The organism is Levilactobacillus zymae, assembly GCF_032190635.1.
GTDB classification, from domain to species: Bacteria; Bacillota; Bacilli; order Lactobacillales; family Lactobacillaceae; genus Levilactobacillus; species Levilactobacillus zymae_A.
Genome location: NZ_JAVLAS010000001.1, coordinates 1,208,051 through 1,222,249 on the forward strand (window position 1 = coordinate 1,208,051; position 14,199 = coordinate 1,222,249).

The window sequence follows — 14,199 nt, forward strand, 5'->3', positions numbered from 1 at the left end:
CAAATTAAGTGATTTTTTGATTGAGTTGAATTTCACAAGCTATGACAAATAAAAAATCCAATTCAATTGGTAACAACTATATTTTAACCAACTTATCGCCAATGTCAACACTTTTTCGATTGTGTAACGTTCTACGGTGTCGGGGGTTGGGGGGCTAGCCTAGTGTTCCGAGCGTAAAAGCGGTAAACTTAAAGGCAACATTAGTGAGAAAAGGAGTGCTTTATTCATGATTGGAAAACATTTAACCGCTTGTACCTCGGTGCTGGTCGGTAAGGCGGCCACCGTGGATGGGTCGACGCTGATTGCGCGTAACGACGATACTTTCTTACCCTTGACGCCACAACGGTTCTACGTGCATCCCGCTGAACACGATCAACCGGCGCGGACCTGGACGTCGAATCAAAACGGCTTTACGGCGCCCATTCCTAGCGACGGTCACCGTTACTTGGCGACGCCGAACGTGGAAATCGACAAGACCGGGGAATACGCCGAAAGTGGGATCAACGACCAAAACGTGGCGATGAGCGCCACCGAAAGTGTGTACGGCAATCCGGACGCGCTGGCCTACGATCCGCTGGTCGCCAACGGGTTAGCCGAGGACTCGTTACAAACCATGGTGTTACCCTACATCACGTCAGCGCGTGATGGGGTGCGCTACCTCGGAAAGTTAATCAAGCAATACGGATCGCCGGAAGGCAACGGCGTGCTGTTCTCCGATAGCCAGGAAGTCTGGTACATGGAGATTGTGACCGGGCACCACTGGGTGGCTCAACGAATTCCGGACGACGCTTACGCGGTGACGGCTAATCAGGTGGCCATTCAACAGGTGACGTTTGACGATCCCGATAATTTCATGTTTTCCGCAGGCATTCAAGCCTTCGTGGCCGACCATCATCTGAATCCAGACCAAGCCGGCTGGAACTTCCGGCATATTTTTGGGACCAGTACCGAAAAGGACCGGCATTACAACACGCCGCGAGTTTGGTTCGGCCAACGCGTCTTGAATCCGGAAATTGAACAGGACCCGCAATCCAGCGAGTTGCCGTTTATCTGCCGGACGAGTCACAAGATCAGCGTGGAAGACGTCGAATACATCCTGAGCTCCCACTACAACGAAACACCGTACGATCCGTTGGGTCACGGTCCCGAGGAATTGCGGACCAAGTTCCGGCCAATCTCCATGAACCGGACACAAAATTCGCACGTCTTACAGATTCGTAACGACGTACCCGCCGACCGGTCGGCCATCATGTGGTTGTGCTTTGGGGTACCGGCCTTCAGTCCTTACGTGCCGTTCTTCGCTAACGTCACGGATACCGATCCATCGTACAGCCAGACGCCGCGGCGTCTGGACGACCAGAGTGCCTACTGGATGTATCGGAAGCTATCGATGATTGTGGAATCCCATTATCGCGATTTCATCGAACAAGACGTTGACTATGTCACGGCAGCCAAGCAAAATCTGCGGACCCACGTGGCCCAAACGCTGGCCCACGCCGAACAAAATCAACTCAGTGGGGCGGACCTGACCGCCTACCTGACGGATCAGAATCACGCGGTTACGGCGGCAATGCGGCAGACCACCACGCAGTTTACCAACGACCTGATTGAAAAGGGCTTGACGTTGTCGGGTCTGACCTTCAACATGGATCAAAATCTATAAGTCGCGTTATGACCAAAAAATCCGTCTCACCGGTAGTCGCCGGTGGGGCGGATTTTTGCGTTTTAAATTAGAGCTGTTTAGCAAGACGGACGTAGCGGGCGTTGATGTAAGCGGCTGGTCCAATCTGGTACCAACGGAGTTGTTGATCATCCACCACCCGGCGGCGAATCTCGAGGAGTTCGCCATTGGCCAGTTGACCGGCAATTTCACCGTAAGGTTCACGGTAGATCATCACGGTCCCGTGGGGGATGTAATCGACGGTCCCGGTCAACTGAACGTCTTGCCCGGTCAATTGTGTGACCCGCGGAATTTCCAGGTGCCGTTCTCGGTGCTCGTGGCGCTGCGTATCTTGGGCGCTCAGCCACTGATTACCTCCCAGGTTGTACCATACGGATTGATCGGTCAAGGTGATGATGGCAAAGAGACGCCACAGCGATTGTGCCGGAAATTGGTAACCGTAAGCCTGACCCGCGGGCAGATCATAGACCGCATGGTCGGTAGTGAGGGTCACGTACTGCTCGACGCGTTGCACGGTTTGCCAAGCGTCACGTCGGTAGAAATACAGCAGGCGCTGGGGATGGGTGGTATAGGTGCCATACTGGTCGCCTTGAGCCCGAAAGATGTGGTAGCCGTCGACGGCCGGGGGGGTGAACTGAAAAGTGGCGCCTAAAACGTCGCGTTGTAGGCGGGGGAGCGCCAACAGTTGCCCGGAATCGTAATCAATCAAGTAGGTCGTGATGGGTTGGCCCCATTGCCGTTGATAGATCAGGGTGGTTAGCCCGTATTCGTTGAGGAAGGTCTGCGTCATGCCGTCCATCCGGAGTAGCACGTACCCGGCAATGGTGGGGAAGGTGAGGTGCACGGTTTCCCCTAAGCGTCCAGTTAAGACCAACGCCGGTTGTAACGGTCGGTCGTGGGTGTCGACTAACCGGATGACTAAGGTGGCTTCGGGTTTAGCCTGGGTGGTCACCGTTGGGGTGGGCCGTGGTGTTACGGGAGCTACCGGTGCCGGTGCGGTAGGGGTCGACGCGACGGTTGGTTTTCTGGGCGGTTGTGTATCCATAACGGGTGGTTGGTCTTGGGTAGCGGCCCGGTGAGCGGGAGTTGGTCGGGAAGTCACTCGTGGCGTGATCAGTCGTTTCACCCAATCCATTAACGCCATAGTTGTTCACCTCCACCAGAATTTTAGCGATATGTTGTCTCGCCAGTCGTTTGTGCCTTTAAGATACAGTATACCGCATCTATTCGGGGCCTGCAGGGGATTTTCGTCCCAAATAAAAACGGTAACACCGCGATTGGCAGCGTTACCGTTTAAATGACATTATTTAGCGGAATCCGTGGTAGCGTCCTCGTCGGCGGCTAGGGTAATCTTACCGTTTTCGATCTTCGCCACGATGTTCTTCACGTCGGCGTGGTCGAGGTAGAAGTCCGCAATCCGGTCTTCAATCTCTTCTTGAATGACTCGCCGCAGTGGCCGCGCCCCCATGGCGGGGTTGTAGCCTTCCGTGACTAACTTTTCTTCGACCGGCTCCGTGACGTGGATGTGTAGACCTTGACCGGCCAGCATGGTGTTCACGTCATCGATCATCAGGTCGACGATCTTCATCAAGTTTTCCTTAGTTAAGGAGTTGAATTCGATGATGTCGTCGAACCGGTTGAGAAATTCGGGCTTGAAGTAGTTGGTCAAACTGCCCAAGACGGAGTGGGTCTTGCCCGCCGCCTCGGCACCGAATCCAACGCTAGCTTCAACGTCCCCGGTCCCAGCGTTACTGGTCATGATGATCAGCGTATCCTTGAAGGAAACCGTCCGACCTTGTGAGTCGGTTAGGCGCCCGTCGTCGAGAATCTGTAAGAACATATTCATGACGTCGGGGTGGGCCTTTTCGATTTCATCCAAGAGGATTAACGTGTACGGGTGACGCCGAACTTGTTCGGTCAGTTGACCGGCTTCTTCGTACCCGACGTAGCCAGGAGGCGACCCGATCAGCTTAGAAATGGAATGGGGTTCCATGTATTCGGACATATCAAACCGAATCATGGCATCCTCCGAGCCGAAGAGTTCGTTGGCCAACTGCTTGGCCAATTCCGTCTTGCCGACCCCGGTCGGACCGACGAAGAGGAAGGACCCAATTGGCCGTCCCGTACCATTTAACCCAATCCGGTTCCGGCGAATAGCCCGGGCAACCTTATCGACGGCTTCGTTTTGACCAATGATGTGTTGTTCTAGGTCACTGGATAAACTCTGCAGTTGGTGTTGTTCCTTGGCTTGGAGTTCACCGACCGGAATGTTGGTCTTTTCTTCGACGATCTGTTGCATGTCCTTTTCGGTGACTTCCGTAGAAGCCGTTTGGTCCGCGTTAGTGGCGGATTCCTTGGACTTGTTTAATTTCGTGACTTGATCACGGTAGTAAGCGGCTTTTTCGTAGTCTTCCTGCTTCAAAGCGGCTTGCTTTTGCTTCTCCGCATTAGCGATCTTTTCGTCGATAGCGTGCGGATCGGCAACGTTGATGGTTAAGTTCTTCCGTGAACCGGATTCGTCGAGTAAGTCGATGGCCTTGTCCGGTAAGAACCGGTCTTGGATGTAACGGTCGGATAACCGGACCGCCGCATCGATGGCCGCGTCCGTGTAGTGAACGTGGTGGTAATCTTCGTACTTCTTTTGAATCCCCTTAAGAATCTTGACGGCTTCGTCCGGGCTCGGTTCGTTAACCGTGACCGGTTGGAACCGCCGTGCTAAGGCTTGGTCCTTTTCGATATCCCGGTATTCGTTCAACGTCGTGGCCCCGATTAATTGGAAGTCGCCCCGTGCTAAGGCGGGTTTCAAGACGTTACCAGCATCCATCCCACCTTCGGCATTGCCGGCACCCATGATTTCGTGGATTTCGTCAATGAAGAGGATGATGTCGGGATTAGCTTGGACTTCCTTCATTAATTGCTGCATGCGTTGTTCGAATTGGCCCCGGATACCCGTTCCTTGGACCAGTGAAACGACATCCAAACGGATAATCTGCTTGTTCATCAGCTTTTGTGGAACGTTACCTTCCACAATCCGTTCGGCTAACCCTTCGACGACCGCCGTCTTTCCGACACCGGCTTCCCCGATGAGCACGGGGTTATTCTTAGTCCGCCGGTTCAGAATTTCGATGACTTGCGCCGTTTCCTTGTCCCGTCCGATCACGGGATCAATCTTGCCGTCTTTAGCCAACTGGGTGAGGTTCAGACCATATTGGTTCAGGAGGCCGCCCTGACCGTTGCCTTGATTGCCCGCGGGTTGGGTTGGTCGTCCTTGACCAGCCGCTTGCCGGTAATCGCCGCTTTGGTTCGGGGTGCCGCCTTGCATGGCCCGGAAAATATCATCCAGGTTGCCAAAGCCGAATGGATCTTGTGCCATACGGCCACCTCCATTTCCAGAGTTGTTTTGCTGCTCCTTGAGTAGTTGATAGCAATTTTGGCATAGGTCAACTTGCTGCCGTTGTCCGTTCACACTCATATATAAATGAATGGTCGCTTCGTTACGGTGACAGTTTTGACATAGCATCTTGTCGTCTCCTTTCTGCCCTGGAGTAAGTGTGAGTAAACCCACACCGGTCAGTTGAAAGAGTTTGACCTTTCTTGACCATTGACCACATTATACCGCCTCACGCGGTGGGTGCAAGTAATTTGTCTCACCACGCTCAACGGTTAAGGCAGCCATTTAATTTGAACGACTTCATTTTAGCACTCCCCTTAATAGAATGCTAAAACTCACGTCCGATTTGGAAAATTCTTTTTTTGACCTCAGCAAATTTTCAACGTAGAATATGGAAAGAAAAGGGGGCAGTTGCCGATGGCACGAGACTTTACTGACTTAATGAACCAATTAAAGGATCAGAAAATTGACCAATTCGAAGTGGGACCGGACGAGTTTCAGGCGTTCCAAAAAGCGTACATGGCCTTCGATACGCGCAAGCGCGTGATTGGTCAGGCTCACAAGGATGGCAAGTTGATTTACCGCTACGACCACGATACGGGGGACCAGGGCTAGCGGACTCCCATAGCGTGGGTGGTGAAGTGACTGAGACGATCTGAAAGCGCTGGGTATTCGAGATTAGGGCTGCTTGGTCGAATAAATCCACCGGAAAAGCGGTCAGCATCGTCGTTTCTGGTGGAATCATGCTATAATTAGGACTAGAACAAGTTAATGGCTGACAACCGGTTGACGGTGGAGTGGGCCGCGAGAGCACCTATGAGACTGACAATGAAAGCGGTTCAGGTATCACTTGTAATTTAAAGGCAAGATTGATATTCTAAGTAGGTAGACGTTGCGTCGAATGGTTGTTTGATCAATGCGCAAGATCAAAAGACGCTGCGTTCGCTAAATTATCAACCGAAGCTTAAAGGAGATCGATCAATTATGGAAAAACGCGAATTTCATATTACGGCAGAAACGGGGATCCACGCCCGTCCCGCCACTTTATTGGTACAAGCAGCAAGTAAGTTCAACTCTGAAGTTAGCTTACAATACCAAGACAAGTCCGTTAACTTAAAGTCCATCATGGGCGTTATGTCTTTGGGTGTTGGTCAAAACGCCGACATTACGATTACGACGGACGGTGACGACGAAGCCGATGCCATGACTGCCGTTGCTGAAACGCTGAAAAAAGAGGGCTTGTCTGACTAATGAGAGCGATGCTCAAGGGAATTGCCGCGAGTGACGGAATTGTGTGTGGTCAGGTTTATCGCTTGGTCGACCCACAGTTAACCGTCCAACAGCGGGCAATCACTAATCTGGATTACGAATTAAATCGATTCCATCGGGCCCTTGAAGCAGCCGTCTCCGATGTTGAGACAATTAAAACTCGTGCGACTAAAAACCTGGGTGCTGATAGTGCCCAGGTTTTTAGTACGCACATTGATTTGCTCCAGGACCCGGAATTGATCACGGCGGTCGAACAACGGATTCGGCAACAGCGGATTAACGCCGAAGCAGCTTTGACCGCGGTGGTTCGGGTACGTGAAGCGGCATTTAAGGGCCTCACGGATAATCCGTATATACAAGAACGACTGACGGATTTACGCGCCGTGACGAAGCGGGTGACCGCCCACCTCTTACAGGTCAGTCTACCGGATTTAGCGTTAATCAATCAGCCGGTCATCGTGGTCACCCACGATTTGATTCCCCGGAATGCGGTTGCGATTAACCCGCACAATATCTTAGGGTTCGTGACCGATTTGGGTGGCCGGACGTCGCATTCGTCGATTTTGGCGCGTTCAATGGCCATTCCCGCGGTGGTGGGAACCCAGCACGCCACGGAGCGGTTGGCTAACGGCGATATGGTCATTTTGAATGGCACCCGGGGGCAAGTCGTGGTTGCCCCTGACGCTGACGAATTAGCAACGGCCCAAGCGGCGATGCATGAACGAGCGGCTAACTTGAAGCATTTGAGTCAATCGCAGCATCACGGCACGGTTAGTAAGGACGGGGTCGGGGTGACGGTGGCCGCCAATATTGGGACGGTCAACGACTTACCCGGCGTCTTGCAGCACGATGCCGAAGCCGTGGGGCTGATGCGGACGGAGTTTCTCTATATGGACGCCAACCGGCTGCCGAGTGAGGACCAACAGTTTGCCACCTACCAGCGGGTCTTAGCGGCCATGGCGCCGCGACCGGTGGTGATTCGAACCCTAGATGTCGGTGGTGATAAGCCGTTACCGTATCTTCAATCTAAACCGGAGACCAACCCCTTCATGGGGACCCGAGCCATTCGCCAGAGCCTAACGCATCAGCAAATCTTCCGAAGTCAATTGCGAGCGTTACTGCGGGCCTCGGCCTTCGGCAAACTGCGGATCATGTTTCCCATGATTACCACGCTTGATGAATTTCGGCAGGCCAAGGCGATCTATGACGACGAACGATCGAAGCTAACGGTGGCGCAGGTCCCGCTGGGAGAGATTAAGATTGGCATGATGGTTGAGGTTCCCGCGGCGGCCCTATTAGCCGATCGTTTTGCCCAGGAAGTAGACTTCATGAGCATTGGGACCAACGATTTGATTGGCTACACCATGGCGGCCGACCGAACTAATCAGGACGTGGCCTACCTTTACCAACCGTACCATCCCGCAATCTTACGGTTGGTTAACCGGGTGATTGCGGCGGCGTACGGTGCGGGAATTCCGGTGGCCATGTGTGGCGAGATGGCCGGCGATCCGATCGCCGTACCGTTACTCTTGGGGATGGGGCTGGACGAGTTCTCGATGAGTGCGGGGGCCATTGCCAAGACTCGGCGGCTCATTGGGCAATTAAGCGCTCACGACCTGCAGGGATTGGTGGAAACGACGCTGAACCAGGCCAGCACCAGCCAAGAGGTCATTACGATGGTTCAAGCGGCGGTGCCGGGACTCTTAACTTAAGCCGATCGGTTAGACAAGCGCGGCGCCGGCGGCCCTTGGGGCACGTTGCGGCACCGTTCATGCGGCGGTACCTAAGAATAAATGGTTAAAGCAGCAAGGCAATTCTCGATAAATTGAGAATTACCTTGCTGTTTTTTGCATCCGGGTGGGGGCTTACCCCCGTTTATTTGGGTCGGATACTGGTTGTGGTTTGCAATCATCTAGGCAAACCCATATAATTGTGATGATTGTATAACACATGGCGCCAAAAACTTTGAACATAGCCAGATACAAGGGGGATTGGCAATGAATATCGGCATATTTACGGATACCTATTTCCCTCAAGTAAGCGGGGTTGCAACGTCCATCAAGACGCTGCGGGACCAGTTGGAAAAGCAGGGGCATCAGGTGTATATCTTTACGACCACCGACCCGCACGTGGAGCGGAATGTCTATGAACGCAACGTTTTTCGTTTTTCAAGCATTCCCTTCGTATCGTTTACGGACCGGCGGATTGCCGTACGGGGACTCTTTCAAGCCTACCAAATCGCAAAGGAATTAAATCTTGATATCGTCCACACTCAGACGGAATTTTCGATGGGGTGGATCGGTAAGTTTGTCGCCCGGAACTTAGAGATTCCGTGTCTACACACTTACCACACCATGTATGAGGACTATTTACATTACGTGGCGAACGGCAAAATTTTAAAACCCGTCCACGTTAAACAAGGGACGCTGGCTTTTTGTTACCATTTAACCGGCGTGGTGGCACCCAGTGATCGGGTACTGACCACGCTGAGTGACTATGGCGTTAAGGCGCCGATTCGGGTGATTCCTACGGGGGTCAACCTGCACCAATATGAACAACCGGATACTGCGGATCTGCGGCGAAAGTTAGGCTTTGCGCCCGATACGCCGGTCATCTTATCCTTAAGTCGGTTGGCTTACGAGAAGAACATCACCGCTAGTATTGCGGCCATGCCTAAGATCTTGGCCCAGGTGCCCAACGCGCAACTCCTGATTGTCGGGGATGGGCCGGCACGTGAAGACTTGGAACAACAGGTTAAAGACGCTCAGTTGACGGACCACGTGTCCTTCACCGGGGAGGTTAACAACGACGATGTCTTTCGGTACTACCACATGGCCAACGTCTTCTTATCGTCGTCGGATTCTGAGTCTCAGGGACTAACCTACATTGAAGCCATGGCGGCCGGAACCAAGATCGTGGTCATGACCAGTCCGTATACCGACGAACTGTTGTCGAGTCGGGCCCTGGGAGTGACCTTTAAGGATCCGGACGATATGATCAAAAATGTGATCGATTACCTGTTACACGGGGATGATGAACAGGATCCTGACCTGCTGGCCCGCAAGCTGTCCGAGATTTCTGCGGATACGTTTGGCCAACGCATCATTAATTTTTACCGGGATGCGCAGGTCAGTTACGAACAAGCGCACGAAGACACCCCGGATTTCAGTAATTAGAGGAGTACTTGAATGTTAAAAATCAACATGTTTTCCGCCGCGGATTCGGTGAAGGGTCAGGGGGTCGGCAGCGCGTATAACGAGCTCATGAACCTGCTTAAAACCCGATTATCACAGGAGTTTACGGTGACCGTTAACCAGTATGGACGGGCGGATTTGACGCACTACCATACGATTAACTTTTCCTATTACTTATCGACGTTTTTGCCCGGACGGGGTCGCAAGATTGGCTACGTCCATTTTTTGCCAGAAACGCTAGAGGGCAGTCTCAAGATTCCCCAACCTTTTCGGGGGATTTTTTATAAATATGTGATTGCCTTTTACCGGCGAATGGACCATATTGTGGTGGTCAATCCCACGTTTATTCCTAAGTTAGTGGCCTATGGGATTCCAGAGAATCGAATTACTTATATCCCCAACTTTGTGAGTCGCCAGGAATTTTATCCGGTTGATGCGGCGCAAAAACAGGCGTTGCGCCAACAATACGACTATCCCGCCACTAAGTTTACGGTGTTAGGCATTGGGCAAATCCAGGAACGTAAAGGGCTCTTTGACTTTATCAAGTTGGCCGAACATCACCCGGAGATTCAGTTCATCTGGGCGGGCGGTTTTTCGTTTGGTCGGATTACCGATGGCTATGCGGAACTCAAACGGGTGGTGGATAATCCCCCGGCTAATTTGAGTTTTCCGGGGATCGTTGATCGGGATAAATTGGTAGACTATTATAATTTAGCCGATTTATTCTTGCTACCGTCCTTTAACGAACTCTTTCCGATGTCGGTCTTGGAGGCCTTCAGTACGGGGACGCCGGTGTTGCTCCGCGAGTTGGATTTGTATCAAGCCATCATCGCCGGCGATTACCAACCCGCTAAGGACTATGCGGAGATGGATCAGTTATTAACCAGCTTACCCCATGATGCGGCAGCCCTAGAACACTGGCACCAGCGCAGTTTGGCGGCGGCTGACCATTATTCGGAGGAGCACCTCACTCAGATTTGGCGGGACTTCTACCAGCAACAAGCAAAAGAGGGGTAGTGCGATGACACGACGAAATAAATGGGTTTTGACGTTGATGCTGCTCCTCGGGATTGTCATCTTTGCGTATTCGTTACGGGACATTAAGTTCCCCGTGTTGATTAACGATTTTGTGCATATTAATTTTTGGTGGTTTGGCGTGGCCGTTGTGTGCATGTTGCTGTATCTGGGGCTGGAGGCCGTGATCGTTAAGGTCTTCATCTCCGACAGAATCGAGGGCTTTTCGTTCAAAGACGCCCTGCGGATTCCGGCGGTGGAACAGCTCTTCAACGGGATTACCCCGTTTTCGTCCGGCGGGCAGCCGGCACAACTGATCGCGCTGATGCAAACGGGAGTTGATGCGGGGAAGGCCAGCTCCATTTTATTGATGAAGTTCGTGGTCTTTCAATCGATGATCGTGATCAATTTCTTGATTGCGTTGGTGATTGGCTTCCACTACATCCAGGATAAGCTGCATGCGTTAGCCTGGTTGGTGGTGTTTGGCTTCACCATTCACCTGGCCGTCATCATTGGGCTGTTGATGGTGATGTTCTGGCACGCCTTCACCAAGCGAGCCGTGGCGGTGGTTCTCTACCCGATGCACTGGTTCATGAAGCCGGCCCGTTATGAGCGGATGGCGGCTAACATTGATAGTAAAATCGATTCGTTTTATGCCGAGAGTGTGCGGATTAGTGGGAAGGGCAAGCTGATGCTACGGGTCTTCGTGATCACGTTTTTTCAGCTGTTGTTCTACTACTTGATTCCGTACTTTATCATGCTGGCCTTAGGTTACACCACGGCCAATATCGTGATGGTCACCAGTATGCACGTCCTGATTGTGATGGTGATCTCCCTATTCCCCATTCCGGGGGGCTCTGGGGGGGCCGAGTACAGTTTTGAGATGATTTTTAAAAGCTACATTGCGTCGAACAGTAAGCTGGTCTTGGCCATGATCTTGTGGCGGTTATTGACTTACTACTTCGGAATGTTGACCGGTCTGGTGGCGATGGTGATTAAACCGGACAAGGTTGTTGAGGAAAGTGGCCCCACAAATCTGTGAGTTTTTTGGATTAAGGCGTGTCATCTGCCCCTAAGTTTGGTAAAATCATAGTGAAGCTCAGAAAGGGGACCAATCATGGAAGAATCTCAACTGATTGGCATCATCAATCGCTTAAAGGCGATGCAAGAGGATGCCACCGACGAGCCACAACCCCGTCGATTCGAAAAGGAAGGCGTTGAACAAGCCACAGTGGTTTACAACGCGGCGAACAAGACTTATACGTTAACCGAACACAATCCGGAAACGACCTTCGAGTTTGATAACATTGATTTAGTGGCTATCGAATTATTTGATTTATTGACGGATAACTAACAAAACTATGGGTGCCATAGTTTTGTTTTTTTATAGGCTGAAAAGTTGAATTTTTCCAAAGGTTGCCCGTTAGAATTGATTACCCAGCGCTATCCGTTATACTGGAGTAATGTTAATTATTTTGTGGAGGCAGTCTCATGGCAAACTTTGTTAAACGAAGGATGAACTGGGTGAATACCCGTATGGGGTTCTTCCTCTTGATCGTCGTTTTATTTTGGATTAAGACGTACATTGCCTACCAAACCGAATTTACACTGGGAGCCAAGGGGAGCGTGCAGCAGTTCTTATTGCTGATTAACCCCATTCCCGCCGCGTTACTCATCTTTGGGATCGCGTTATACTTTCGGGGGCGGTTGGCGTATTGGCTGATGCTGATTATTGACTTCTTAGAGTCGACTTGGATTTTCGCGAACGTCGTCTATTACCGGGAATTCTCGGATTTCCTGTCGTTCGGGATCATGAAGGGCTCTAGCGACGTCCAAAACAACCTGGGTAAGAGTCTCGCGCAGATTACCCACCTGTATGATTTTTTTGTGTATCTCGATTTAATTATCTTGATCGGGTTGCTCCTAACCCACGTGATTCGCATTGATCCGCGGCCGTTTAAACGGCGCTACGCGTTCACCATTTCGGTGTTGTCGTTTGGGTTAATGTTTGCGGAGTTCGGCATGGCTAACGCTGATCGTTCCGGGCTGCTAACCCGGACGTTTGACAATAATTATATTGTTAAGTACCTCGGGTTAAACGAGTATGCGGCCTTTAACGCCTATCAGACGCAAAAGGAAAGCGCCACCCGAGCTAGTGCGAACGCCAGTGATATGAAGAGTGTCTTGAAGTACCTAAAGCAAAACCGCGTGAGTCCCAACGTTTCCTATTATGGAAAGGAAAAGGGCAAGAACGTCTTTATCATTCACTTGGAGAGTTTCCAGCAATTCCTATTGGATTATAAGGTGGACGGGAAGGAAGTTACCCCGACGCTGAATAAGTTCTACCATAATCAACATACCCTGTCGTTTGATAACTTCTATAATCAGGTGGCCCAAGGGAAGACGTCCGACGCTGAAATGATGTTGGAAAACTCGCTCTTTGGGTTGCCGCAGGGGTCAGCCATGACGACTTACGGGACGCAAAACACGTTCCAGGCGGCACCCGCTATCCTGAGCCAAGAGGGCGGGTATAGTACCGCGGCCTTTCACGGGGATGTTCCAAGCTTTTGGAACCGAGACAACACCTATAAGTCGTGGGGTTACCAGTACTTCTTTAGTTCGAGCTATTATCAGCAAAAGGCGGGGTACAGTGTCGGTTACGGGTTAAAGGATAAGATCTTCTTACGCGATTCGGCGAAGTATATCGAACAGTTGCCGCAACCGTTCTACGCGAAGATCATTACGTTGACCAACCACTACCCGTACGAGTTAGATAAGAAGAACGTCGACTTTCCGGCCACTAAGACCGGGGACAAGACGGTCGATCCGTACGTCCAAACGGCCCATTATCTGGACCAGGCGTTTGCGGAATTCATCAGTTACCTCAAAAAGGTGGGGCTCTATAAGAATAGTGTGATCTTGGCTTACGGGGATCACTATGGAATTTCTAACAACCACCGACCGGCCATTGCCCAACTGTTGGGGAAGAGCAAGGTTACTAATTTTGATTTAGCCCAATTCCAGAAGGTTCCGCTGATGATTCATGCGGAGGGTCTCAAGGGGGGCATCAACCATACGTACGGTGGCGAAATTGATGTCTTGCCAACCTTGTTAGATCTCTTAGGGGTGAAGAACACCAATACGATTCAGTTTGGTCAAGATTTGTTGGCCAAGAACCGGAATCAGACCGTTGCGTTTAGAAACGGGAACTTTGTCTCACCAACCTATACCAAGATCGGGGGTACCGTGTATGATACCCAGACGGGGAAGGTGCTGAAATTAACTAGTGCGCAGAAAAAGCAGGTCGATCAACTGCAAAACCACGTGACGACGGAACTCTCGCTGTCTGACCGGGTGATTTATGGGGATCTCTTGCGGTTCTACACACCTAAGGGCTTTACTAAGGTTAATAAGAGTAGCTTTACCTATAAGTACAAACCAGCCATGGAAAAACTGGCTGAGGCACAGAAGGAAGAAAAGACCAGTGTCTTGGCTAAGCATGACGGTAAGAGTACCGTTTCGGACTACAAGACGGATGCTCCAGAACTCAAATAAGTCGTAATTAAGGCCTGCTATCCTAGTGATGGCGGGCTTTTGTGTGGTTAACAGTCTGTAGCTGAAATTAATTTCAGTAAATATTCAGTTTTTGC

11 protein-coding genes are annotated in these 14,199 nt (G+C 51.3%); 9 read left to right on the forward strand and 2 right to left on the reverse strand.

Going from position 1 to position 14,199, the window contains the following annotated elements:
* Window positions 1–226: 226 nt before the first annotated feature.
* The gene (locus RI501_RS05455; RefSeq protein ID WP_313820702.1) at window positions 227–1,663 is read left to right on the forward strand and encodes a C69 family dipeptidase; all 1,437 of its coding nucleotides are present in this window, start codon (window positions 227–229) and stop codon (window positions 1,661–1,663) included.
* A 67-nt stretch (window positions 1,664–1,730) separates the two neighbouring features.
* Here the strand turns inward: RI501_RS05455 and RI501_RS05460 are convergent, their stop codons facing one another.
* Window positions 1,731–2,825, reverse strand: coding sequence for a MucBP domain-containing protein (locus RI501_RS05460; protein WP_313820703.1), 1,095 nt, complete (start codon window positions 2,823–2,825; stop codon window positions 1,731–1,733).
* 159 nt (window positions 2,826–2,984) lie between these two features.
* Window positions 2,985–5,201: an ATP-dependent Clp protease ATP-binding subunit gene (locus tag RI501_RS05465; RefSeq protein ID WP_313820704.1), complete on the reverse strand. Its 2,217-nt coding sequence runs from the start codon at window positions 5,199–5,201 to the stop codon at window positions 2,985–2,987.
* A 288-nt stretch (window positions 5,202–5,489) separates the two neighbouring features.
* Here RI501_RS05465 and RI501_RS05470 point away from each other — a divergent pair, with 288 nt between their 5' ends.
* The 8 genes from RI501_RS05470 to RI501_RS05505 all read left to right on the forward strand — a co-directional run bounded on the left by RI501_RS05470 (window position 5,490) and on the right by RI501_RS05505 (window position 14,104).
* Entirely contained in the window at window positions 5,490–5,687 is a 198-nt protein-coding gene (locus RI501_RS05470) for a hypothetical protein (RefSeq protein ID WP_057731802.1), read from the forward strand.
* Window positions 5,688–6,056: 369 nt separating this feature from the next.
* Entirely contained in the window at window positions 6,057–6,323 is a 267-nt protein-coding gene (locus RI501_RS05475) for a phosphocarrier protein HPr (RefSeq protein WP_313820705.1), read from the forward strand.
* Window positions 6,323–8,053, forward strand: coding sequence for a phosphoenolpyruvate--protein phosphotransferase (gene ptsP / locus RI501_RS05480; RefSeq protein ID WP_313820706.1), 1,731 nt, complete (start codon window positions 6,323–6,325; stop codon window positions 8,051–8,053). Before RI501_RS05475 ends, ptsP begins: the two co-directional genes overlap by 1 nt.
* Before the next feature lie 285 nt (window positions 8,054–8,338).
* Window positions 8,339–9,517 (forward strand): glycosyltransferase family 4 protein, encoded by a 1,179-nt coding sequence (locus tag RI501_RS05485; protein WP_313820707.1) that lies wholly within the window; start codon window positions 8,339–8,341, stop codon window positions 9,515–9,517.
* Between the two features lie 12 nt (window positions 9,518–9,529).
* Window positions 9,530–10,552, forward strand: coding sequence for a glycosyltransferase family 4 protein (locus RI501_RS05490; protein WP_313820708.1), 1,023 nt, complete (start codon window positions 9,530–9,532; stop codon window positions 10,550–10,552).
* Window positions 10,553–10,556: 4 nt separating this feature from the next.
* On the forward strand, window positions 10,557–11,591 hold the full coding sequence (locus tag RI501_RS05495) for a lysylphosphatidylglycerol synthase transmembrane domain-containing protein (protein WP_313820709.1): 1,035 nt from the start codon (window positions 10,557–10,559) through the stop codon (window positions 11,589–11,591).
* 75 nt (window positions 11,592–11,666) lie between these two features.
* Window positions 11,667–11,903 carry a YkuJ family protein gene (locus RI501_RS05500; RefSeq protein WP_057731789.1) on the forward strand — a complete coding sequence of 79 codons (237 nt, stop codon included), beginning with the start codon at window positions 11,667–11,669 and terminating at the stop codon, window positions 11,901–11,903.
* Window positions 11,904–12,040: 137 nt separating this feature from the next.
* A complete protein-coding gene (locus RI501_RS05505; protein WP_313820710.1) occupies window positions 12,041–14,104 on the forward strand; it encodes an LTA synthase family protein in 2,064 nt (687 codons plus the stop codon).
* Window positions 14,105–14,199: the final 95 nt, after the last annotated feature.